The sequence below is a fragment of the Stenotrophomonas sp. C9D9 genome (assembly GCF_056491205.1).
Window position 1 is genome coordinate 1,216,100 of record NZ_JBSZIF010000004.1, and the last position, 19,419, is coordinate 1,235,518.

Annotated in this window: 21 protein-coding genes; 8 read left to right on the forward strand and 13 right to left on the reverse strand. The window is 67.3% G+C overall.

Going from position 1 to position 19,419, the window contains the following annotated elements; translation table 11 throughout:
• The gene (locus tag ACXI0D_RS11080; RefSeq protein ID WP_004153636.1) at nucleotides 1-447 is read left to right on the forward strand and encodes a 3-dehydroquinate dehydratase; all 447 of its coding nucleotides are present in this window, start codon (nucleotides 1-3) and stop codon (nucleotides 445-447) included.
• A gap of 317 nt (nucleotides 448-764) precedes the next feature.
• Here ACXI0D_RS11080 and dcp read toward each other — a convergent pair whose 3' ends face one another.
• From dcp to arfB, 3 genes are all read right to left on the reverse strand, one after another.
• Nucleotides 765-2,921, reverse strand: coding sequence for a peptidyl-dipeptidase Dcp (gene dcp, locus ACXI0D_RS11085; protein ID WP_119007334.1), 2,157 nt, complete (start codon nucleotides 2,919-2,921; stop codon nucleotides 765-767).
• Nucleotides 2,922-3,032: 111 nt separating this feature from the next.
• Nucleotides 3,033-3,635: a lysophospholipid acyltransferase family protein gene (locus tag ACXI0D_RS11090; RefSeq protein ID WP_014035575.1), complete on the reverse strand. Its 603-nt coding sequence runs from the start codon at nucleotides 3,633-3,635 to the stop codon at nucleotides 3,033-3,035.
• A gap of 4 nt (nucleotides 3,636-3,639) precedes the next feature.
• Nucleotides 3,640-4,071 carry an alternative ribosome rescue aminoacyl-tRNA hydrolase ArfB gene (gene arfB, locus ACXI0D_RS11095; RefSeq protein ID WP_005420755.1) on the reverse strand — a complete coding sequence of 144 codons (432 nt, stop codon included), beginning with the start codon at nucleotides 4,069-4,071 and terminating at the stop codon, nucleotides 3,640-3,642.
• A 113-nt stretch (nucleotides 4,072-4,184) separates the two neighbouring features.
• Between arfB and ACXI0D_RS11100 the strand changes: the two genes are divergently transcribed.
• Nucleotides 4,185-4,733: a DUF2059 domain-containing protein gene (locus tag ACXI0D_RS11100; RefSeq protein ID WP_170871738.1), complete on the forward strand. Its 549-nt coding sequence runs from the start codon at nucleotides 4,185-4,187 to the stop codon at nucleotides 4,731-4,733.
• Between the two features lie 63 nt (nucleotides 4,734-4,796).
• Here the strand turns inward: ACXI0D_RS11100 and ACXI0D_RS11105 are convergent, their stop codons facing one another.
• Both ACXI0D_RS11105 and ACXI0D_RS11110 read right to left on the reverse strand, forming a co-directional pair.
• On the reverse strand, nucleotides 4,797-5,540 hold the full coding sequence (locus ACXI0D_RS11105) for a pseudouridine synthase (RefSeq protein WP_101764709.1): 744 nt from the start codon (nucleotides 5,538-5,540) through the stop codon (nucleotides 4,797-4,799).
• An 86-nt stretch (nucleotides 5,541-5,626) separates the two neighbouring features.
• Nucleotides 5,627-6,214: an O-methyltransferase gene (locus ACXI0D_RS11110; RefSeq protein ID WP_119007335.1), complete on the reverse strand. Its 588-nt coding sequence runs from the start codon at nucleotides 6,212-6,214 to the stop codon at nucleotides 5,627-5,629.
• Nucleotides 6,215-6,379: 165 nt separating this feature from the next.
• Here ACXI0D_RS11110 and ACXI0D_RS11115 point away from each other — a divergent pair, with 165 nt between their 5' ends.
• The 4 genes from ACXI0D_RS11115 to ACXI0D_RS11130 are packed head-to-tail and all read left to right on the forward strand — an operon-like array spanning nucleotide 6,380 to nucleotide 9,512.
• Nucleotides 6,380-6,991 carry a PIG-L deacetylase family protein gene (locus tag ACXI0D_RS11115; protein ID WP_479642575.1) on the forward strand — a complete coding sequence of 204 codons (612 nt, stop codon included), beginning with the start codon at nucleotides 6,380-6,382 and terminating at the stop codon, nucleotides 6,989-6,991.
• Nucleotides 6,991-8,130 (forward strand): glycosyltransferase family 2 protein, encoded by a 1,140-nt coding sequence (locus tag ACXI0D_RS11120; protein ID WP_101764706.1) that lies wholly within the window; start codon nucleotides 6,991-6,993, stop codon nucleotides 8,128-8,130. The genes ACXI0D_RS11115 and ACXI0D_RS11120 overlap by 1 nt, the downstream gene beginning before the upstream one ends.
• The gene (locus ACXI0D_RS11125) at nucleotides 8,117-8,722 is read left to right on the forward strand and encodes an LbetaH domain-containing protein (RefSeq protein ID WP_101764705.1); all 606 of its coding nucleotides are present in this window, start codon (nucleotides 8,117-8,119) and stop codon (nucleotides 8,720-8,722) included. The genes ACXI0D_RS11120 and ACXI0D_RS11125 overlap by 14 nt, the downstream gene beginning before the upstream one ends.
• 4 nt (nucleotides 8,723-8,726) lie before the next feature.
• Entirely contained in the window at nucleotides 8,727-9,512 is a 786-nt protein-coding gene (locus ACXI0D_RS11130) for a YaiO family outer membrane beta-barrel protein (RefSeq protein WP_479642576.1), read from the forward strand.
• Nucleotides 9,513-9,564: 52 nt separating this feature from the next.
• On the opposite strand, the gene ubiB is transcribed toward ACXI0D_RS11130, so the two are convergent.
• Nucleotides 9,565-11,220 carry a ubiquinone biosynthesis regulatory protein kinase UbiB gene (ubiB, locus tag ACXI0D_RS11135; RefSeq protein ID WP_014035566.1) on the reverse strand — a complete coding sequence of 552 codons (1,656 nt, stop codon included), beginning with the start codon at nucleotides 11,218-11,220 and terminating at the stop codon, nucleotides 9,565-9,567.
• Entirely contained in the window at nucleotides 11,217-11,852 is a 636-nt protein-coding gene (locus ACXI0D_RS11140; protein WP_014035565.1) for a ubiquinone biosynthesis accessory factor UbiJ, read from the reverse strand. The genes ubiB and ACXI0D_RS11140 overlap by 4 nt, the downstream gene beginning before the upstream one ends.
• Nucleotides 11,853-12,228: 376 nt before the next feature.
• Between ACXI0D_RS11140 and ddlA the strand changes: the two genes are divergently transcribed.
• Nucleotides 12,229-13,344, forward strand: a complete 1,116-nt coding sequence (gene ddlA / locus ACXI0D_RS11145; protein ID WP_119007340.1) for a D-alanine--D-alanine ligase — start codon at nucleotides 12,229-12,231, stop codon at nucleotides 13,342-13,344.
• A 131-nt stretch (nucleotides 13,345-13,475) separates the two neighbouring features.
• Here ddlA and ACXI0D_RS11150 read toward each other — a convergent pair whose 3' ends face one another.
• The 3 genes from ACXI0D_RS11150 to oleC all read right to left on the reverse strand — a co-directional run bounded on the left by ACXI0D_RS11150 (nucleotide 13,476) and on the right by oleC (nucleotide 16,361).
• A complete protein-coding gene (locus tag ACXI0D_RS11150; protein WP_004153593.1) occupies nucleotides 13,476-13,631 on the reverse strand; it encodes a DUF1328 domain-containing protein in 156 nt (51 codons plus the stop codon).
• Between the two features lie 82 nt (nucleotides 13,632-13,713).
• Nucleotides 13,714-14,706: a 2-alkyl-3-oxoalkanoate reductase gene (gene oleD, locus ACXI0D_RS11155; protein WP_119007341.1), complete on the reverse strand. Its 993-nt coding sequence runs from the start codon at nucleotides 14,704-14,706 to the stop codon at nucleotides 13,714-13,716.
• Nucleotides 14,703-16,361, reverse strand: a complete 1,659-nt coding sequence (gene oleC / locus ACXI0D_RS11160; RefSeq protein WP_119007342.1) for an olefin beta-lactone synthetase — start codon at nucleotides 16,359-16,361, stop codon at nucleotides 14,703-14,705. Before oleC ends, oleD begins: the two co-directional genes overlap by 4 nt.
• Nucleotides 16,362-16,465: 104 nt before the next feature.
• Here oleC and ACXI0D_RS11165 point away from each other — a divergent pair, with 104 nt between their 5' ends.
• A complete protein-coding gene (locus ACXI0D_RS11165) occupies nucleotides 16,466-16,891 on the forward strand; it encodes a YkgJ family cysteine cluster protein (protein WP_014035561.1) in 426 nt (141 codons plus the stop codon).
• A gap of 71 nt (nucleotides 16,892-16,962) precedes the next feature.
• On the opposite strand, the gene ACXI0D_RS11170 is transcribed toward ACXI0D_RS11165, so the two are convergent.
• The 3 genes from ACXI0D_RS11170 to ACXI0D_RS11180 form a co-directional block, all read right to left on the reverse strand.
• Nucleotides 16,963-17,853 carry an alpha/beta fold hydrolase gene (locus ACXI0D_RS11170; protein WP_101764699.1) on the reverse strand — a complete coding sequence of 297 codons (891 nt, stop codon included), beginning with the start codon at nucleotides 17,851-17,853 and terminating at the stop codon, nucleotides 16,963-16,965.
• Between the two features lie 117 nt (nucleotides 17,854-17,970).
• Nucleotides 17,971-18,987 (reverse strand): 3-oxoacyl-ACP synthase III, encoded by a 1,017-nt coding sequence (locus ACXI0D_RS11175; RefSeq protein WP_014035559.1) that lies wholly within the window; start codon nucleotides 18,985-18,987, stop codon nucleotides 17,971-17,973.
• Nucleotides 18,988-19,090: 103 nt separating this feature from the next.
• Nucleotides 19,091-19,408 (reverse strand): DUF4156 domain-containing protein, encoded by a 318-nt coding sequence (locus ACXI0D_RS11180; protein WP_005407628.1) that lies wholly within the window; start codon nucleotides 19,406-19,408, stop codon nucleotides 19,091-19,093.
• Nucleotides 19,409-19,419 lie beyond the last annotated feature (11 nt).

The following is a 19,419-nucleotide window of genomic DNA, read 5'->3' on the forward strand; positions in this document are numbered from 1 at the left end:
ATGTCGATCTTCATCATCCGCGGCCCGGAAGCCGCCGGCGCACTGATCCGCACCGCGATGCCCCTGCCGGCGCCGGTACTGAAGTCGCTGGTGCATCGGGCGATCGACGCAGGGACCAGCGTGGCGATCCGTGCCTGTGGTTCGGAGCAGGAACTGCTCGATGCGCTACGCGTGGCCGACCACAGCCGCGGCGAGGTGACCCTGCTTGACCCGGGTGCATGTGCCAACAGCCTGCGCCTGCAGCGCCTGCTGCCCTACCTGCACAACGCCTATGTGGAAGTGCATGACGACGGTGCAGTGGCCGAGCCGTGCCTGCCGGCCGGCGTCGGCCAGCGCTTGGGCATCGCCGCGGGGTATGGCGCGCAGAGCTATGTACTGGCGCTGGATATCGCGCTGGATCACCTGGGACTGGCCGAGCAGGCGAACCGCGTGCACGTAGGCACGTGATGGCCGGGCTGCGCCCGGCACCCGGTAGGTAGTGCCGGCCGCTGGCCGGCAACCTCAACAGCGACAGCAAAGGCTGGATTTCCGTGGGATGGCGGGGTGGGCCCACTTGCGGGGGACGCCGTGAATCCGTCCATGGAGGCTTAGCCGCGCCATCCATGGCGCGGATACCCCCGCAACCGGACCCACCCCACCTTCGACAGATTCCTGCGATCTGCAGTAGATCCACGCCATGCGTGGATGAGCGGTAACTGCAGAATTCATCGATGGCATCGACGCAAAAGGAAAACGGCGGGGTTGCCCCCGCCGTTTTCGCTTTCTTACTTCAGGCCGCGGAACTTCAGCAGCGGTTCCACCGACGGATCCTTGCCGCGGAAATCGCGGTACAGGGTCGACAGCTCCACGCTGTTGCCGCGCGAGAGGATCTTGTCGCGGAATTCCTGGCCGTTGGCCGCGGTCAGGCCACCGTGTTCGGTGAACCACTGGTAGGCGTCATGGTCCAGCACTTCGGCCCAGAAGTAGGCGTAGTAACCGGCCGAGTAACCGCCACCCCAGATGTGGTCGAAGTAGGTGGTGCGGTAGCGCGGCGGCACCTGCGGCAGGTCGACCTTGAACTTCTTCAGCGCGCTGGCTTCAAAGGCGCCGACATCCTGCAGCGGCGCATCGGCCTTCTGCGTGTGCCAGGCCAGGTCCAGCAGTGCGGCCGACAGGTACTCGGTGGTCGCGTAGCCCTGGTTGAAGCTGCGCGCCTTGAGGATCTTGTCGACCAGCTCCTGCGGCATCGCCTCGCCGGTCTTGTAGTGCTTGGCGTAGTGCGCGAACACCTTCGGGTCCAGCGCCCAGTGCTCGTTGAACTGCGACGGGAACTCGACGAAGTCGCGCGAGGTGGCGGTGCCGGCGATCGACGGGTACTTCACGTTCGAGAACATGCCGTGCAGCGCATGGCCGAACTCATGGAACATGGTGGTGACGTCGTCGAAGCTGATCAGCGCAGGCTGGCCGGCGGCCGGCTTGGTGAAGTTGCAGACGTTGTAGACCACCGGCTTGGCACCGGTCAGGCCATCCTGTTCGACGAACACGTCCATCCAGGCGCCGCCGGACTTGCTGTCACGCTTGAAGTAGTCGGTGTAGAACAGGGCCAGCGAGGTGCCGTCCTTGTCGAACACTTCGTACACCTTCATGTCCGGGTTGTAGGTTGGAATGTCGGTACGCGGCTTGAAGGTGATGCCGTACAGCTGGGTGGCGGCGTAGAAGACGCCGTTCTGCAGCACGTTGTCCAGTTCGAAGTACGGCTTGATCTGCGACTCGTCCAGATCGTACTTGGCCTTGCGCACCTGCTCGGCGTAGAAGTCCCAGTCCGAAGCGGCGACCTGGAATCCACCCTTCTGCGCGTCGATCACCTTCTGGATCTCGCCGGCTTCGGCACGGGCCTTGGCGGTGGCGGCCGGCACGGTGTCGGTCAGCAGCTTCAGCGCGGCGGCCGGGGTCTTGGCCATCTGGTCGCCCAGCTGGTAATCGGCAAAGGTGTCGAAGCCGAGCAGCTTGGCCTTCTGCGCACGCAGCTGGGCCAGGCGCTGCACGGTCTGCCGGGTGTCATTGGCATCGCCGCGCTCGGCGCGGGTTTCCGAGGCCTTCAGCACGGCGGCACGCTGGTCACGGTCGCTCAGCGAGCCGAGTACCGGCTGCTGGGTGGTGTTCTGCAGCGGCAGCAGGAACTTGCCATCCAGCTTGCGCTCCTTGGCAGCCGCCGCAGCGTTGTTGATCGCGTCCTCGTCCAGGCCGGCCAGCTTGGCCTTGTCGTCGACGACGACGGCAGCAGCAGCGGTGGCGGCCACCAGGCGGGTGTGGAACTGGGTGGAGAGGGTGGTCTCTTCCACGTTGAGCTTGCGCAGGGTCGCCTTGTCGGCGTCGGACAGCTGCGCACCGGCGCGCACCAGGCCGTCGTAGTAGTGCTCGACCAGGCGCTTCTGCACCGGGTCCAGCTCCAGCGTGTCACGCTGGTCGTACAGCGACTTCACGCGCGCGAACAGCTTCGGATCGAGGTTGATCTCGTCCTGGTGCGCGGCCAGCTTCGGCGCCACTTCTTCCTGGATCTTCTGGCGCGCATCGTTGGTATCGGCCTGGACCAGGCCGAAGAAGATGCGCGACACGCGGGTCAGGGTCTCGCCGCTGCGCTCCATCGCCACGATGGTGTTGTCGAAGGTGGCCGGCTCACTGCTGTCGGCGATCTTGCGCACGTCGGCCAGGTGCTGGCGCATGCCTTCTTCGAACGCCGGCAGGTAGTCGCTGTCCTTGATCTTGTCGAACTGCGGAGCCTGGAACGGCAGCGTGCTCGCACTCAGCAGCGGATTGGTGGAGGCTTCGGCCGGCTGCTGGGCCGGGGTCTTCTGGGCTTCGGACACGGGGGTGGACTCCTTGCCGGAACAGGCCGCCAGCGCCAGGCTGATGGCGGCGGCCAGGACTACGGTACGCGACATGTGAAACGCTCCTTGGGCAGACGGTACGGGATACCAGCCCTCCACCCTACTCCTGTCGCGCTCGCCCGGCATGTGCCGGACGTGGCGTCTACGCGGCGGCCTACGGCCGGCTCAGACCGTGCCGCGGGTCTTGCCGATCCACGGCCGGTAGAACTCGCGGATGGCGGCCATGTCGGCCACGTCGTCGCCGGTCGGCGTGAACAGCGGGCCGATGCCGATGGTCTTTTCCGGGTAGTGGAAATACGCGGCCAGGATCGGCACGTCGGCCATCCGGGCGATCTTCAGGAAACCGGCCTTCCAGTCCTTCACGGCCTTGCGGGTGCCCTCGGGGGTGATGGCGAACCACATCTTCTCGTTGTTGCGCAGCAGGTCCACGGCCTGGCCGACGGTGCCCTGCGGCGAGCTGCGGTCCAGCGGGATCACGCCCAGCTTGTGCAGCAGCGGGCCCAGCGGCCACCAGAACAGCGAGGCCTTGCCCAGCACCTTCACCTTCATGCCCAGCGCGATCTTCGCCGCCATGCCCCACAGGCCGTCCCAGTTGGACGAGTGCGGAGCGATGATGAAGACCAGCCGGGGGATGTCAGGCAGGGTGCCGGTCACCTTCCAGCCACCCATGCGCAGGGTGCAGCGCGCCAGCCAGCGCAGGAAGGCGTTGGGTTTGACCTGCGGCATCTGCGGCGGCACGGCCGGCAGCAACGAAGTCGGGTTGTTCAAGCAATCACTCCCAGTCACGTGATGAGCGCCCGCGCTTGATCTGCGCGCGCCCGCGTTTGGCGTCCAGACGACGCAGTTTCGACCCGAGGGTCGGCTTGGTGGCCTTGCGCGGTTTGGGCACGCTCAGCCCGGCCTGGATGAAGGCCGCCAGCCGCTCGCGCGCATCCTCGCGATTGCGATCCTGGGTGCGGAAACGCTGCGCGTCGATGACCAGCACGCCTTCGCCGGTCATGCGCCGGTCACGCCGCGCCAGCAGGCGCGCGCGCAACGGTTCGGGCAACGAGGGCGAGTTGGCGACGTCGAAACGCAGTTCCACCGCGGTGGAGACCTTGTTGACGTTCTGGCCACCGGCGCCACTGGCACGCACGAACCGCTCGACGATCTCGCCGTCGGGGATTTCAAGCTGCGCGCTGATGGTGACCGGTCCACTGCCCATCCGCGCATTGTAGCGGCAGGCACGCGGCGGAGTGCGGCATCGCGCCCCGTATGCCGCCGATCAGGTACCGAACACGCCGCCTTCGCCTTGGCTGCGGGTATGCTGGCCGTCCCATGTACCGCAGGAAGCCCCGCATGACCCGCTTCGCACCCGCCCTGCCGTCCCTGCTGCGCCGCGCCGCCCTGCTGCTGGCGCTGGCCGTGGCCAGCGTTCCGGCCCTGGCCGCCCCGCCGACCGACGGCGACATCAACCGCCTGCTGTCGGCCTCGCGAGCGCAGAGCATGATCGACACCATGGTGCCGCAGATCGAAGCCATGCAGCAGCAGCAGTTCCAGCAGGTGGCCGCGCAGCGCCAGCTCAATGCCCAGCAGCAGGAACAGCTGAAGCGGATCCAGGCCCGGACCAGCCAGACCCTGCGCCAGGCGATGTCCTGGCAGCAGCTGCGGCCGATGTACGTGGACCTGTACAAGAAGACCTTCAGCAAGGAAGACGTGCTGGCGATGGCCGAGTTCTACGAGAGCCCGGCCGGCCAGAGCCTGCTGGACAAGACCCCGGCACTGATGCAGAACGTGGTGGTGGCGATCCAGGCGCGCATGCAGCCGCTGTTCGCGGACCTGCAGAAAGACCTGGAAGCGATCGTCAACGAGCCGGAAAAGAAGTGACCTCGGCGGGGTCGGATCCCTTTCCCGGCGGGAAAGGGCTCTGACCCCTCGACCGCGTGGGCGTCAAACGGCGTCCACCTGCCAGCCGAACAGGTCCAGCGCCTTCTGGAATTCGCGATCCAGCGGCGCACTGACATCCACGCTGTCACCGTCCGGATGCGGAAAGCGCAGGCGCTCGGCGTGCAGCAGCATGCGGTGCACGCCCTGCATGCGGAAGATCCGGTTGTGGCGGCCATCACCGTGGCTGGTGTCGCCGATCATGTGATGCGAGAGATGCTTGAGGTGCCGGCGGATCTGCCGGAAGCGCCCGGTCTGCGGCTGGCAGCGCAGCAATGCGTAGCGTGAGCTGGTGAATTCACCCACCGGCACCGACAGCTCGCCGGTGGCCAGCCGCTGGAAATCGGTGATCGCCGGCTTCTTCACCGGCTTGCCCGGCCCACCGTCCAGATCATGGTCCACCCGCCAGGACAGCTCGGCCGGCCAGCCACGGCAGACCGTCAGGTAGTCCTTGGCCACTTCACCCCCCATCAGCGCCTTGCCCAGCGCACTGGCGGTCTCGCGGTCGAAGGCCAGCAGCAGGCAGCCACTGGTGGCCCGGTCCAGGCGATGCACGAGGAAGATCGGCCGCCCCAGCTGCTCGCGCAGGCGGTCGGCCAGGAAATCATCTTCGCCACGGGCCAGCTTGCTGTCGTGGACCATCAGCCCGGCCGGCTTGTTGACCACGGCCAGGCGCTCATCCAGGTGCAGCAGCTGCAGGGGCGCGGTTTCGGTCTCGACCGCGGCGAGGGTGTCAGGTTCGGTGCTCACCGCGGGATTATACGGGTGCCCTGATCGGGGTCAGATCCCTTTTCCTGTGGAAAAGGGATCTGACCCCAGGTAGGCAGGCGCGGCGGTCAGGCGTTGCGCACGGCCAGCAGCTCGCCATTGCCCACCGGGACCAGGCTGGTGCTGAAGTCCGGATCAGCGTCCAGCAGCATCCGCAACGGCTCCATCTGCGTGGCGTGCGAGGTGGCGTTGTCCACCACCAGCAGGCCACCCGGACGCAGCACGCGGCGCAGCTGCGGCCACCAGCCGGCGTATTGTTCGCGGTCCGAATCGAGGAACAGCAGATCGATGCTGGCATCGGCGGCCTGCGTCAACCACTGCCCGGCATCGCCCTGCACCAGCGTGATGTACCCGGCCAGGCCACTGCGCGCGAAGGTGGCACGCGCCATCGCCACCTTGTCCTCGGCGTATTCCAGCGTGGTCACGTGGCCATCGATGGCGGCTGCGGCTTCGGCCAGCCACAGCGTGGAATAGCCGTTGGAGGTGCCGATCTCCAGCACCCGACGCGCATTGCCGAAGCGCACCAGCACCGACAGGAATTCACCGGTGTCCGGCGTGATGTTGAGCATGCGCCGACCGCGCTCGGTTTCATGCGCGTCGTTTTCGGCGCCGAACCGTGCCAGCTCGTCCTTCAGTTCCGAAAGTTGCATCGTCATCGCTGCTTTCATTTGCCCCGGCATGGGTAAGCATTGTGGCCTGTCCGGCCACATTTCGTATTCCTCCTAGCGCTGCGCTGCGCTCACGTTGCGATAGTGCCCGCCTTCTTCACGCGGGACGCTCCACCTGCCCGCTGCCCTCTTGGTTTCCGCAAGGACACGGCCATGGTTCTCGACATTCTGGCAATCGGTGCCCACCCCGACGACATCGAGCTCGGTTGCGGTGGCAGCCTGGCCAAGCTCGCCCGCGCCGGCTCGCGCATGCATGCATTGGTGCTCAGCCGTGGCGGCCGTGGCTGCCATGCCGGCATCGACCGCAGTGACGAATCGCACCGCGCGTTGCGCCGCCTGGGCGTGACCGAGGTGATCCAGCTGGATTTCCCGGATACGCGCTTTCCCGCCTGCCGCAACGACATCGTCGCGGCGATCGAGCAGGCCTGCGCGCAGATCGCACCGCACCGCATCTACACGATGTGCGGCGAGGATCATCACCAGGACCACCGCACCGTCCACGAAGCGTCGATCATCGCCTGCCGCCATATCCCGCAGATCCTCTGCTACGAGAGCCCCAGCACCCTGCCGCAGTTCGCGCCGCAGGTGTTCGAGGACATCAGCGCACAGCTGGAGCTGAAGATCCGTGCACTGCGCGAGCACGCCAGCCAGGGCGATCGCCATTACATGCAGGAAAGCCACCTGCGCTGCCATGCGCAGTTCCGCGGCCAGCAGATCGGCATCGGCCCCAGCGAGGGCTTCCAGCCCTACCGGTTGGTGCTGTGATGAAGACGCTGCTATTCCTGGCCATGTGTGCCTTCATCCTGGTGCGCGTGTGCATGCAGGCCTCGCGTCGCCCCAGCACGCGCCTGTACAGCATCGATGCGATCGTGCCGGCCTACAACGAAGCTCCCTGCCTGGAGCGTTCGTTGACCAGCCTGCTGCAGAACCCCTACGTGGCGCGGGTGATCTGCGTGAACGATGGTTCCACCGACAACACGGCCCAGGTACTCGATGCACTACAGGCGCGCTGGCCCGAGCGCCTGGTGGCGGTACACCAGGCCAACACCGGCAAGGGCGGCGCGCTGATGCATGGCCTGCAGCACGCCACCGCCGATCAGGTGTTCCTGACCGACGCCGACACCCATATCGATCCGCGCGGCCATGGCCTGGGCCACCTGCTGGACGAGATCGAACGCGGTGCCGATGCGGTCGGTGGCGTGCCCTCGTCCAGCCTGCAGGGTGCCGGCTTCCTGCCGCATGTACGCGCCAGCCTGAAGCTGCCGATGATCGTCATCAAGCGCAGCTTCCAGCAGTGGCTCGGCGGCGCACCGTTCATCGTTTCCGGTTCGTGTGGCCTGTTCCGCACCTCGGTGCTGCGCAAGGTCGGCTTCTCCGACCGCACCCGCGTGGAAGACCTGGACATGTCCTGGTCGCTGGTCGCGCAGGGCTACCGTGTCCGCCAGAGCGTGCGCTGCGTGGTCTACCCGCAGGAATGCAACACGCTGGTGGAAGAATGGCGGCGCTGGCGGCGCTGGATCGTCGGCTACGCGGTGTGCATGCGCCTGCATCGCAGCCTGCTGCTGACCCGTTTCGGCCTGTTCAGCATCCTGCCGATGATGCTGCTCGCGCTGGCCGGCATCGTGCTGTCGCTGCAGGTCTGGTTTGGTACGGCCCTGCTGCACGGGCCTGGCGGCCTGGCCCTCTCGGTGATGCCAGTGTTCTGGATCGGCATCGTCATGCTGCTGGCGGTGATCAGTGCGATCCATCACCGCCGCGCGTGGCTGGTGCCGGCTGCCGCGTTCTCGATGCTGTACGTGCTGCTCGCCTACGCGATCTGGCTGATGCACGGCCTGGCCGGCCTGTTCACCGGCCGCGAACCCGTGCGCGACAAACCGACGAGGTATCCGCATGTGGTGGAATGATCTCGCCGCCATGGCCGATGCGCTTTCGGTCACGGCACCCCACATCGATTCCAGTGCACAGGTTTCGCCGCGCGCGACAGTGCATGGCCACGTGCAGATCGGTGCCGGCAGCCGCATCTGCGACGGTGCCCAGCTGCAGGGACTGGTATCGATCGGCCGCGACTGCCTGATCGGCAACAACGCGCTGCTGCGCGGCCCGCTGCACATTGGCGATGGCGTCCGCATCGGCTTTGCCAGTGAGCTGAAGAACGCGCTGATCGGCGACGGCGTCTGCATCGGTCCGCAGTGCTTCATTGCCGACAGCCGTATCGACGCCCGTGCCTACCTGGGTGCGCTGGTGCGCACCAGCAACCATCGCCTGGATGGCGCGACGGTCGCCGTCCACATCGGCGACACCGTCATCGACAGCCAGCGCGACAAGCTCGGCGCCTGGATCGGTGAAGGCGCCGCGCTGGGTGTCGGCGTGATCATCCTGCCGGGTCGCATCGTCGCGCCGGGCAGCCAGTTCGGTCCGCGCATCACCGTGGAACTAAACCTGCCACCCGGTCGCTATCGGCTGCTGCAGTCACTGCAATCCCAACCCCTGGAGTAACCCCATGCGATTGATCATCCGTGGCGCACTGCCGTGCGCCCTGCTGCTGGCTGTGTCCAGCGCCCATGCCGGCATCGACCGGGTCTCGGTGCAGCTGGACCATGCCGACTACACCGATGGCTTCGGCAAGCGCGACGTACAGACCGTGGACGTGGCCGGCCGCAGCGGTGACAGCCGCTGGCACCTGGGCCTGGCCCATGGCGAACGCGACTATGGCAGCAAGCGCTTCAGCGGCAACCGGGTGCAGGGCTCCCTGCACCAGCGCTGGGGCCGACGCTTCTCGACCCGCACCGCCTTCACTGCATCCAACGATGACCCGGTGTTCGTCAACCGCCAGGTCAACCAGGACCTGCAGTGGCACGTGGCACCGCAGACCGTGCTGAGCGTGGGCGGCAAGTACGCCCAGTACCACGCCGGCGCGTACGTGAGCGGCTGGTCGGTGGGCGCAGCGCATTACTTCCCGCGCGTGACCGCCTCTCTGCGCCACGAGCGGCATCGCCAGTCCAATGGCCCCGATGGCCATGGCACCACGCTGTCACTGCGCCTGAAGGACGGGCAAGGCCGTGGTTCGACCCAGCTGTGGCTGGGCAGCGGTACCTCCGGCTATACCGCCGATGCCGATCCGCTGCTGCTGCGCGAACACGATGCACGTCGAGCCTTCGTGCGCCGCAGCCAGCCGCTGGGCGAGCATCTGGTGCTGGACATGGGCATCGGCAAGACCTGGCACAGGACGCGCCTGGACCGCTTCCAGAGCGTGCAGTCGCACCTGGGCCTGGGCTACCACTGGTAGACCCCCAGTCAGTCGGCGGCGTGCATCGCCGCCGACCTTCGACCAACAGGGATCAGCGCCACCACGCGCGCGCCAGCGCCAGCGCGCCGACGGCACCGGACACCCAGCTCCACATCGGCACGTCGCCCCAGTACCAGCCCGGCGGCTGCAGCACATACATCAGTGCGGCGATGGCCAGCAGGCCGACACCAGTGATCGCACCCACTGCGTGCTTCTGCAGGCGCTGCACGCTGGCATCGAGTGCAACCAGATCGCGCGAGCGCATCGCCAGTTCATGGCGGCCTTCCACCTGCTGGGTCAGCCAGGCGTGCACCAGGCGCGGCATGTCCGGAGCGTGGGTCATGATCTCCGGCAGGCGCTTGCCGATCTCGCGCACCACCCGCCGCGGGCTGTAGCGCTCGCGCAGGATCTTCGCCAGCACCGGCTTGGCCACCGCCCAGATGTCGATCTGCGGATCCAGCTGGCGGCCGACACCTTCGATGTTCAGCAGGGTCTTCTGCAGCAGGATCAGCTGCGGCTGCAGGGTCAGCTGGTAGCGCTGCGCCACGCGGAACAGCTTCATCAGCACTTCGGCCAGCGAGATCTGCGACAGCGGACGGGTGAAGTACGGCTCGCACACCGAACGCACGGCTGCTTCCAGATCATCGATGCGCACGTTGTCCGGCATCCAGCGCGCCTGCACGTGCAGTTCGGCGATGCGGCGGTAATCGCGGTTGAAGATGGCCATGAAGTTCTCGGCCAGGTAGTACTGATCTTCCTGCGAGAGCTGGCCCATGATGCCGAAGTCCAGCGCGATGAAACGCGGATTGGCACGGCGCGACGGATCGGTGTCGACCCAGATGTTGCCAGCGTGGGCATCGGCATGGAAGAAGTTGTCGCGGAACACCTGGGTGTAGAACACCCGCACACCCTTGGCGGCCAGCGCCTTGCGGTCGATGCCGGCCTTGTCCAGCGCGGCGATGTCGTCGGACGGAATGCCCCATACGCGCTCCAGGGTCAGCGCGCGCTCGGCGGTGTGGCTCCAGATCACTTCCGGCACGTACAGGTCGTCGCTGTTTTCCCAGAAGCGGCGCAGCACGCTGGCATTGGCGCCTTCGCGCTGCAGGTCCAGCTCAGCGGCCAGGGTGTTCTCGACTTCGGCCACCACTTCGCGCGGGCGGATCTTGTCGGCACGCGGGTGGGTGCGCTCGACCAGGGCGGCCAGCGAGTTGAGCAACGCGATGTCGGCGTCGATCTGCTTCTCGATGCCCGGGCGCAGCACCTTGACCACCACCTGGCGGCCATCGGCCAGCGTGGCCGCATGCACCTGCGCGATCGAGGCCGAGGCCAGCGGTTCGGTGTCGAAGCTGGCAAACGCCTCGCTGACCGGCAGGCCGAGTGCTTCCTCGACGATGCGGCGCGCGGTATCGCCGTCGAACGGCTTGACCCGGTCCTGCAGCAGGGTCAGTTCGTTGGCCACGTCCGGCGGCACCAGGTCGCGGCGGGTGGACAGGATCTGGCCGAACTTGACGAAGATCGGGCCGAGATCCTGCAGCGCCAGGCGCAGGCGCGCACCGCGCGACTGTGCGGCGATGTCGGCCGAAGCACGCGGTACGAACGGTTTGGCCAGGCGCAGCCAGCGCTCGGCCGGCGTGCCCTGCAGCAGGTCGTCGAGGCGGTAGCGCAGGATCACCCGGCCGATGCGGCTTGCCCGCAGCACGGCCTTCATGCGGCACCCCGCAGGCGCTGCACGCGCGCGCCGAGACGTTCGACGTCGTCACGCAGCACGTCCACGTCATCGTGGAAGGCATCCAGTTCGGCGCGCGGCACCACGTCGCGCGATTCCTCTGTGATGAATTCGGCGGCGCTGTGGGCGAGGTCGATCGCGCCCTGGCGCGCGTGCTGCAGGGCGCTGCGCAGGGTGTTGGCCACCTGCACGCCCAGCACGTCGCCGAACACGCTGACGAACGGCTGCTGCCAGTCCGGGTCGAAGCCCTTGGCCAGCTGCTGCAGGCGACGCGCCAGTTCGGCGTCGCCGGCCACGCGTACGCGGCCCTTGCCGTTGTTGTCGCCGCGCCGAGCGTTGGCCAGCAGTGGCAGCTGCGCCAGCACCCCGGCCAGGCTGCTGCGCACGGCCAGGTCGGCTTCCTGCGCATCCACCGGGCCGACCCGCAGCTGGTCACCGTCGACACTGATGCGCATCGCCAGCGACGGCGCTTCCAGGGTCAGGTCGATGTGCCGGCCATCGAGGCTGGCCAGTGCATGGCGGGTATCCGGATCCAGCGCCAGCGCGCGGTTCAGGGCGATCTGCAGGGCGCGGCCAGCGACCGGCTTGAGGGACTTGAGCAGGGAAAGAGCCATGTGCGCATTCTACCTGCGTGGGTGGGGGGCTTGGGCCGGGCGACCGCCCGGCACCCGCAGAGGCACCGGCCTCTGGCCGGCAAGAGCAACATCAAAGGCTGGCTTCCTGTGGGGAGGCGGGGTGGGTCCGGTTGCGGGGGACGCTGCAAGTACGTCCATGTAAGCTCGGTCGCCGCATCCATGCGGCTCACGCCCCCGCAACCGGACCCACCCCGCCTTCGACGGGTTCATGGTGCTGTTGGTGGGTGTCGACCTTGGTCGACACGGTAGATTCATGCCATGCGTGGATGGATTTCTGATTCATCTGTGCCTCACCTGGGTGGCTATGGAAGGTTCATGCTGTACGGCCACGCAACGCACAGGACATCGCAACACCATGGCACGGACCCGGGTCGGCATCATCTTCGGGGGCAAGTCCTCCGAGCACGAGGTTTCACTGCAGTCGGCGAAGAACATCCTCGATGCGCTTGATCGCGAGCGCTTCGAGCCGGTGCTGGTCGGCATCGACAAGCAGGGCCAGTGGCATCTGAGCCAGCCGGACACCTTCCTGATCAATGCCGATGATCCGTCGCGCATCGCGCTGCATCGCTCGGGCCAGTCGCTGGCGGTGCGCCCGGGTGCCGAGCAGGCGCAGCTGCAGCCGTCCGATCCAGCCAGCGCGCTGGGCCAGATCGACGTCGTGCTGCCGATCGTGCATGGGCCGCTGGGCGAAGACGGTGCGCTGCAGGGCCTGCTGCGCATGGCCAACCTGCCCTTCGTCGGTTCGCCGGTGCTGGGCTCGGCGGTGGCGATGGACAAGGACGTGACCAAGCGCCTGCTGCGCGACGCCGGACTGAAGGTTGCACCGTGGCTGTGCATCCGTCGCCATCAGGCGGCGGCGGTCGATGTCGAGGCGGTGATCGCGCAACTCGGCCTGCCGCTGTTCGTGAAGCCGGCCAACCAGGGTTCGTCGGTAGGCGTGAGCAAGGTCAAGGATGCGGCTGGTTTCGCCGAGGCACTGGAACTGGCACTGCGCTATGACCACAAGGTGCTGGTGGAATCGGCGGTGGTCGGCCGCGAGATCGAGTGCGCGGTGCTGGGCAACGCGCATCCGCAGGCCAGCCTGTGCGGCGAAGTCGTGGTGCACGACGAGTTCTACGCCTACGACACCAAGTACATCAACGAGGATGGCGCCGAGGTGGTGGTACCCGCGGATATCGATGCCGCAACCCAGGCGCGTATCCAGCAGGTCGCGCTGCAGGCCTACCAGGCGCTGGAGTGTGCAGGCATGGCGCGCGTGGACGTGTTCCTCACCGCGGGCGGCGACATCATCATCAACGAGGTCAACACGCTGCCCGGCTTCACCCGCATCAGCATGTACCCGAAGTTGTGGGGTGCCAGCGGCGTGGACTACACCACGCTGATCACGCGCCTGATCGAATTGGCGCAGGAACGCCATGCAGCCGATCGTGGATTGCACAGCGCCGTGCAGGAGCGCTCGCTGTCTCTGTAGAGTCGAGCCATGCTCGACTCATGAAAAGCAGTCGAGCATGGCTCGACTCTACAAAGGGGCTTGCCGACCAACGGTCGGCGCCCACCGGAAAGAACAGTGCCGGCCAGCGGCCGGCACTACCCCGCGGTCGTCTAGCCGCGCTTGCGGAACATCGAGATCACCGCCAGCACCAGGAACACAACGAACAGGATCCAGGCGATGTTGCTGGCGGCACCGGCGATGCCGGAGAAGCCGAGCACGGCGGCGATGATGGCGATGACGAAAAAGATGACGGCGTAATGCAGCATGGTGCTCCTCGCAGATGTCCGGGCCAATGGATGGCGTGGGCCCATCCTCCCGATCCTGCGGTGTGCAACCAGTGATGGCGACCTATGCAGCAGATGAAGCCTTCAGCCTGCGCAGCCCTTCTTCGATGCTGACCTGCGGCACATAGCCGAAATCGCGGCGGGCGGGCTCCATGCTGTACCAGTGCGGCGTGCACAGCTGCTCGGCCAGGAAGCGGGTCAGCGGCGGCTCGCCGCGCAGGCGCAGCAGCGGCCACACCCGCTCGCAGACCGCGCCGATGCGATAAGCGGTCTTGAAGCTGATCGCCTTGTCCACCGTCGGCGCGCCAACCGCGGCCAGCAGCTTGTTGACCAGCTCGCGCATCGGCAGCGGCTCGCCGTTGGAGATGAAGTAGGCCTTGCCCGCACACGCAGCGCCCGGTGCCAACGCTTCGAAGGCGAGGAAGTGGGCGAGCGCGGCGTTGTCGATGTAGGTGGTATCGACCTTGTTGTTGCCGTCGCCGACCAGCCGCAGGCGGCCCTGCCGTGCACGCTCGGCCAGGCGTGGCACCAGTTGCTGGTCACCCGGGCCCCAGATCAGGCGCGGGCGCAGTGCCACCGTCGCCAGCGACGCATCGTTGGCGGCCAGCACGCGCTGTTCGGCGATCGCCTTGGTCGCCGCATACGGCGCCTGGAAGTCCTCGCCGTACGGCACCTCGTCAGCCCCCAGCCCTTCCACCGGATGGGTGGCGCGGTGGGTCACGCTGGGCGTTGAGGTGTAGACCAGCCGGTCGATACCGTGCGCGCGGCAGGCCGCAATGACATTGTCTGTACCGACTACGTTGGCCTGGTGGTAGCTGTCATAGCTGCCCCAGGCACCGGCCTTGGCGCCGTTGTGGAATACCGCATCGACGCCGGCCACCGCGTGCAGCACCGCCTGCGCATCGGCCAGATCGCCGCGGATCTGGCCCACGCCCATGGCCTGCAGTTCCGGGTAGTGGCTGCGGTTGAATGCCAGCACCTGGTGGCCACGTTCGACCAGCCCGCGGCACAGCGCCTGGCCAAGGAAACCACCACCACCGGTGACCAGGATCTTCATGCGCGCTTCTCCAGTTCGGCGCTGGCCCAGACGGCGAGCTTCTCGCGGCCGATCTTGGCGTTGTGACGGATATCGACGGGGAACGCGGGATGCATCAGTACGTGCTGCAGGTTCGCCTCGGGCAATCGCAGGGTGGCCTGGGCGCGCAGCGCCTCGCGCAATGCCGGGCTGTCGCTCTGGCCACGCTGCAGTTCCACACACAGCACCGGCACCTGCGCACCCGCCGGGCCAACGCCAACCAGTGCCGTGCGCGCTACGCCGGGCACGGTGTTGAACACCGGCTCGACCTGTTCGGTGTACAGCGGCCCCTGTGCGGTTTCCACGCGATGGGTCTTGCGGCCGCAGAACCACAGGCGGCCCTGCGCATCGAAGTAACCCACGTCACCCATACGATGGACGATGCGGGTGCTGCCATCGGCCAGCGTCTCGCGGATCTTCGCGGCGGCGGTGGCCTGCGGGCGGTTGAAGTAACTGTCGGTGGCGGTCGGCCCGGCCACGGTGATCTCGCCCACCTCGCCGGTGGCCAGCACACGTGCCTGCGACCAGTCGGCCAACGGTGCGTCATCGATGGCGATGATGCGCACCTCGTTCGGCTCCACCACGTTGCCTACGCAGGTACCGGCGCCGGCCTCGGTGGCCGCGCGGGTACGCTCCAGCTCGCGCCCCTCCACCACCGCCACCGGCAGGCACTCGGTGGCGCCATACGGGGTCCAGAACTGCGCATCGGCGGGCAGCAGGCTACGGATGGTGGCGACCACGTCCGGCGGCACCGGTGCACCGGCCGAGGTCACCCGGGTCACCGTCGGCAGCGGCCGGCCGTGCCGGGCCAGCACCCGCATCAATGCTGGCGAGCCGAACAGCTGGGTGACGCCGAAGCGCTGGATGGCATCGTGCAGGCGTGCCGGGTCGGCCTGCGCCGGCCGCGTCGGGTCCATGTCCGGGATCACCGAGGTCAGGCCCAGCGCCGGGTCGAACAAGGCAAACGGCGGGAAGGTCGGCAGGTCCACGCCGCCCGCTTCCATGCCGAACGCGCTGCCCAGCAGCTGGATCTGGCCAACGAAGTGGCGGTGGCGGTAGACCACGCCCTTGGGCACGCCGGTGGAGCCGCTGGTGAACAGGATCGCGGCCATGTCCTCGCCATCGGTGTCGGCCAGCATCGGCCCCCCCTTGGCGCCGGCGCGCTCCAGCGCGGCCAGGCTGGTACCGTCCCAGCCCAGGCGGCGGCCAACGGTGACCAGATGGGTCGCCGACGGCGCCCAGCGCAGCACCAGCCGCGCCACGTGCGCCAGCGGAATGCCGATGAAGGCCTGCGGCTGTGCCTCGTCCAGGCACTGTTTCAGCGCGCGCTTGTCGATGCCCGGATCGACCAGCACCGGCACCGCGCCCAGCTTGAACAGGGCGAACATCAGCAGGAAGAACTCCGGCGACGGCCTCACCATCACCACCGTGCGCACCCCGCGACCGATCCCATAGCCGGCCAGGCCGGCGGCCATGGCATCACTGCGGGCGTCCAGCTGGCGGTAGTCCAAGGTGACGTCGTAGGCGGCCATGCCGTTGCCAGCGCCCCGGCGGCCCGGGCAGCGGATGGCGATCTGGTCAGGGCGTTCACGCGCCAGTTCAGGCAGGCGCGCGGCAATGTTGCAGGGTCGGTTCATCCGTTCATTGTCGCCGCTTACGGAATTTCTTGCGCGGCGGCCCACTTCGTGGAAAATCCGCACCCTCGTTCCTGATTCCGACTGCCGCCCGGGGCGGCTTGCCCATGCAACATCCCTGCATGACCTGCGGCGCCTGCTGCACCCAATACCGCGTGGCCTTCCATTGGATGGAATCAGACGAGGTCACCCCCGGCGGCGTGCCGCACCAGCTGACCGAGGTGCTGGACCCGCACCGCCTGTGCATGCGCGGCACCCATTCCAAGCCGGTGCGCTGCGTGGCGCTGGACGCGCAGATCGGCGTGTACTCACGCTGCACCATCCACCCCAACCGGCCCAGCGTGTGCCGTGAGGTGGATGCGTCGTGGGAGTACGGCAAGGCCAGCCCGCAATGCGACAAGGCGCGCATCGCCTATGGCCTGGATCCGCTGACACTGGCCGACTGGCGCTGGCGCGATGACGCCGACAATGACGACGATCATCCGGACGACAACGGCAACAGCCCGTCGCCGCAGGCGCCGGTCGCGGCATAGGGGTAGTGCCGGCCGCTGGCCGGCAATCTCATGAACCTGTCCGGTGTGCCGACCGTTGGTCGGCATGCCCTTCAGATCGGGTTCTTGTCCAGGAACGCGCGGATCTCCGGCACCAGCACGTCCTGCTTGTCTTCCAGCACGTAGTGCCCGGCGTCCTCGAAGGCATGCACCTGGGCCTGCGGCAGCGCCGCCTGGAAGCCCTTCAGGAAGTGCTGGTCGAACACGAAGTCGCGCAGGCCCCAGCCGAGGAAAGCCGGTCGGTCAGCGAACGACGGCAGCGCCTTGCCGGCGCGCTCCAGCAGCGACCAGGCCTTGTCGGCCGGCGACAGCGGGATGTCCTGCATGAAACGGATGGTGCTGATGCGGTTGGCGTAGCTGTTGTACGGCGACACGTAGGCACGGCGCACGTCGGCCGGCATCTTCCGCTCCACGCCCAGCCACGAGGCGCCGGACGAGAACGCGTTGAAGGTGCGGATGATCCACTCGCCGATCTTCCAGTGGCGGCCCAGCGCGATCTGCCACGGCATCGTCTTCGCCGCCGGCATCGGGAACGCGGCGGTGTTGAGCACCACCAGCCGCTTCACCTGGTCGTGGTGCGACAGCGCCCAGCCGAAGCCGATCATGCCGCCCCAGTCGTGCACGGCCAGCGTCACCGGACCGGTGATGCCCAGGTGCTTCAGCAGCGCGTCGAGATCGTCCACGCGCGACTGCAGGGTGTACTCGTAGCGGCTATCGTCCGGCTTGTCCGACAGGCCCATGCCGATGTGGTCCGGCACGATGCAGCGGTACGTGTCCGACAGGCCGGCCACCAGCGTGCGCCAGTAATAGCTCCACGACGGGTTGCCGTGCACCATCACCACCACTTCGCCATCGCGCGGGCCTTCGTCGAGATAGCTCATCGACAGGCCGGGGCGGACCTCGAAGCGCTGCGGGTGGGCGGGGTAGCCGGGAAGCTGGGACATCGGATCGCACCTGTAGAAAGGGCCGGTAGAACCGGCCCTTGGACACTTGGAAAAATCATCGCTGTCCGTCGCGAGCGATTGGCCAGGCAATCGCGCAGCAGGTCAGCGGTGACTTTTTTACCAGACCACTTCAGCCATTGAGCAGTTCAGGCCCGAGCCGATGCCGAGCAGCGCGATGCGATCGCCCTTCTTCAGCTTGCCCAGCTGCTTGAGCTTGCTCAGCACGATCGGCACCGAGGCCGGGCCGATGTTGCCGTGCTCGCCGAAGATGGTCATGACCTTCTTCGGGTCGATGCCGAAGTTCTTGATGAACGCAGCGGTGTGCGGCTGGCTGACCTGGTGGATCACGAACTGGTCCAGCTCTTCCACGGCCCAGCCCAAGGCGATCTTGGCGGCGGTGAAGGTCTTCTGGGCCAGCTTGATGCCTTCGATCAGCAGCAGGCGGGTATCGGTGACCATGCGGTCCAGGTTGCCCAGGCACAGCTGGTTCCACTCGGTGGCCGAACGGGTCACGCCACCCTTGTAGCGCGGCGCGTCCGGCACCAGTTCCGAGCGCGCCATCACCATCGCGGCGGCGCCCGAACCAGTGGTCAGGGCGGCCAGCTCGTTGCGGAAGTCGTCGGCGGTGACATCCGGGGCGGTCATGCGCTCCAGGGTCTTCTCGTACACCAGGTTGGCGGTCTCGCCATCCACCACCAGCGCGTAGTCGATGTCGCCGCGCTCGATCATGCGCGCCGCGATATCCATGCCGTTGATGAAGGCCAGGCAGGCATTGGCGACGTCGAAGGTCATGCACTCGTCGCTGACGCCGAGGTTGCCCGACACGATCGAGGCCGTGGACGGCTCCAGGTAGTCGCGGCTGACCGAGGTGTTGACCAGCAGGCCGACCTGCGTCGCATCGATGCCCGCGTCTTCCAGCGCCTTGCGGCCGGCCATGGTGGCGGCATCGGACGCCAGCACGCCGTTGTCCCACAGGCGGCGGGCATGGATGCCGGCGATATCGCCGAGCACGTCGGTGCGGATACCCAGGCGATCCAACGTCGGCTGCAGCCGCTCGTTGATTTCCTTGGTCGTCAGCGTATGCGGCGCATCAACGTGTGCCAGGCCGGCGATCGAGACATTCTTGAAGAGCATCGAGGTTAGCGCCAAGGCTCAGGCAAAAGGGGGCGCTATTCTATAACCCCCAGGGCCTTCACCGCATCTTTACGAATTCAGGCTTGGCCGTATGGTGAAGCGTTCAGCGCGGCGGGCACTGGAAAGCGGCGAAGCGCTGGCTGCCATCGGCGGGCGCGGCGGCGGCCTGTACGGCGTTGGCGCCGGCGCTCGGGGCCTCGTTGCGGGCCAGGGTTTCCAGCTCTTCCTGCACGCGCAGCGGGTTGCGGTTGTAGAAGCCGACCTTGCTCTTCACGGTGACCACCACCTCGCCCTTGGCGATGCAGCCGGCCGGAACCGGGCCTGCCGGCAGCACGCGGGTCGCCTTGCCGGCCGGTTCGATCGGCACCCAGGTACAGGCGGTGACGGTGAGCAGCAGGGAGGAAAGCAGCAGAACGCGCATGGGCAGATCCT

Bases quoted from the DNA above. Each gene is read 5' to 3' on its own strand.
- ACXI0D_RS11080 (WP_004153636.1), top strand. From the start codon at position 1: ATGTCGATCTTCATCATCCGCGGCCCGGAAGCCGCCGGCGCACTGATC.
- dcp (WP_119007334.1), bottom strand. From the start codon at position 2,921: ATGTCGCGTACCGTAGTCCTGGCCGCCGCCATCAGCCTGGCGCTGGCG.
- arfB (WP_005420755.1), bottom strand. From the start codon at position 4,071: ATGGGCAGTGGACCGGTCACCATCAGCGCGCAGCTTGAAATCCCCGAC.
- ACXI0D_RS11100 (WP_170871738.1), top strand. From the start codon at position 4,185: ATGTACCGCAGGAAGCCCCGCATGACCCGCTTCGCACCCGCCCTGCCG.
- ACXI0D_RS11110 (WP_119007335.1), bottom strand. From the start codon at position 6,214: ATGACGATGCAACTTTCGGAACTGAAGGACGAGCTGGCACGGTTCGGC.
- ACXI0D_RS11115 (WP_479642575.1), top strand. From the start codon at position 6,380: ATGGTTCTCGACATTCTGGCAATCGGTGCCCACCCCGACGACATCGAG.
- ACXI0D_RS11120 (WP_101764706.1), top strand. From the start codon at position 6,991: ATGAAGACGCTGCTATTCCTGGCCATGTGTGCCTTCATCCTGGTGCGC.
- ACXI0D_RS11125 (WP_101764705.1), top strand. From the start codon at position 8,117: ATGTGGTGGAATGATCTCGCCGCCATGGCCGATGCGCTTTCGGTCACG.
- ACXI0D_RS11130 (WP_479642576.1), top strand. From the start codon at position 8,727: ATGCGATTGATCATCCGTGGCGCACTGCCGTGCGCCCTGCTGCTGGCT.
- ubiB (WP_014035566.1), bottom strand. From the start codon at position 11,220: ATGAAGGCCGTGCTGCGGGCAAGCCGCATCGGCCGGGTGATCCTGCGC.
- ACXI0D_RS11140 (WP_014035565.1), bottom strand. From the start codon at position 11,852: ATGGCTCTTTCCCTGCTCAAGTCCCTCAAGCCGGTCGCTGGCCGCGCC.
- ddlA (WP_119007340.1), top strand. From the start codon at position 12,229: ATGGCACGGACCCGGGTCGGCATCATCTTCGGGGGCAAGTCCTCCGAG.
- ACXI0D_RS11150 (WP_004153593.1), bottom strand. From the start codon at position 13,631: ATGCTGCATTACGCCGTCATCTTTTTCGTCATCGCCATCATCGCCGCC.
- oleD (WP_119007341.1), bottom strand. From the start codon at position 14,706: ATGAAGATCCTGGTCACCGGTGGTGGTGGTTTCCTTGGCCAGGCGCTG.
- oleC (WP_119007342.1), bottom strand. From the start codon at position 16,361: ATGAACCGACCCTGCAACATTGCCGCGCGCCTGCCTGAACTGGCGCGT.
- ACXI0D_RS11165 (WP_014035561.1), top strand. From the start codon at position 16,466: ATGCAACATCCCTGCATGACCTGCGGCGCCTGCTGCACCCAATACCGC.
- ACXI0D_RS11170 (WP_101764699.1), bottom strand. From the start codon at position 17,853: ATGTCCCAGCTTCCCGGCTACCCCGCCCACCCGCAGCGCTTCGAGGTC.
- ACXI0D_RS11175 (WP_014035559.1), bottom strand. From the start codon at position 18,987: ATGCTCTTCAAGAATGTCTCGATCGCCGGCCTGGCACACGTTGATGCG.
- ACXI0D_RS11180 (WP_005407628.1), bottom strand. From the start codon at position 19,408: ATGCGCGTTCTGCTGCTTTCCTCCCTGCTGCTCACCGTCACCGCCTGT.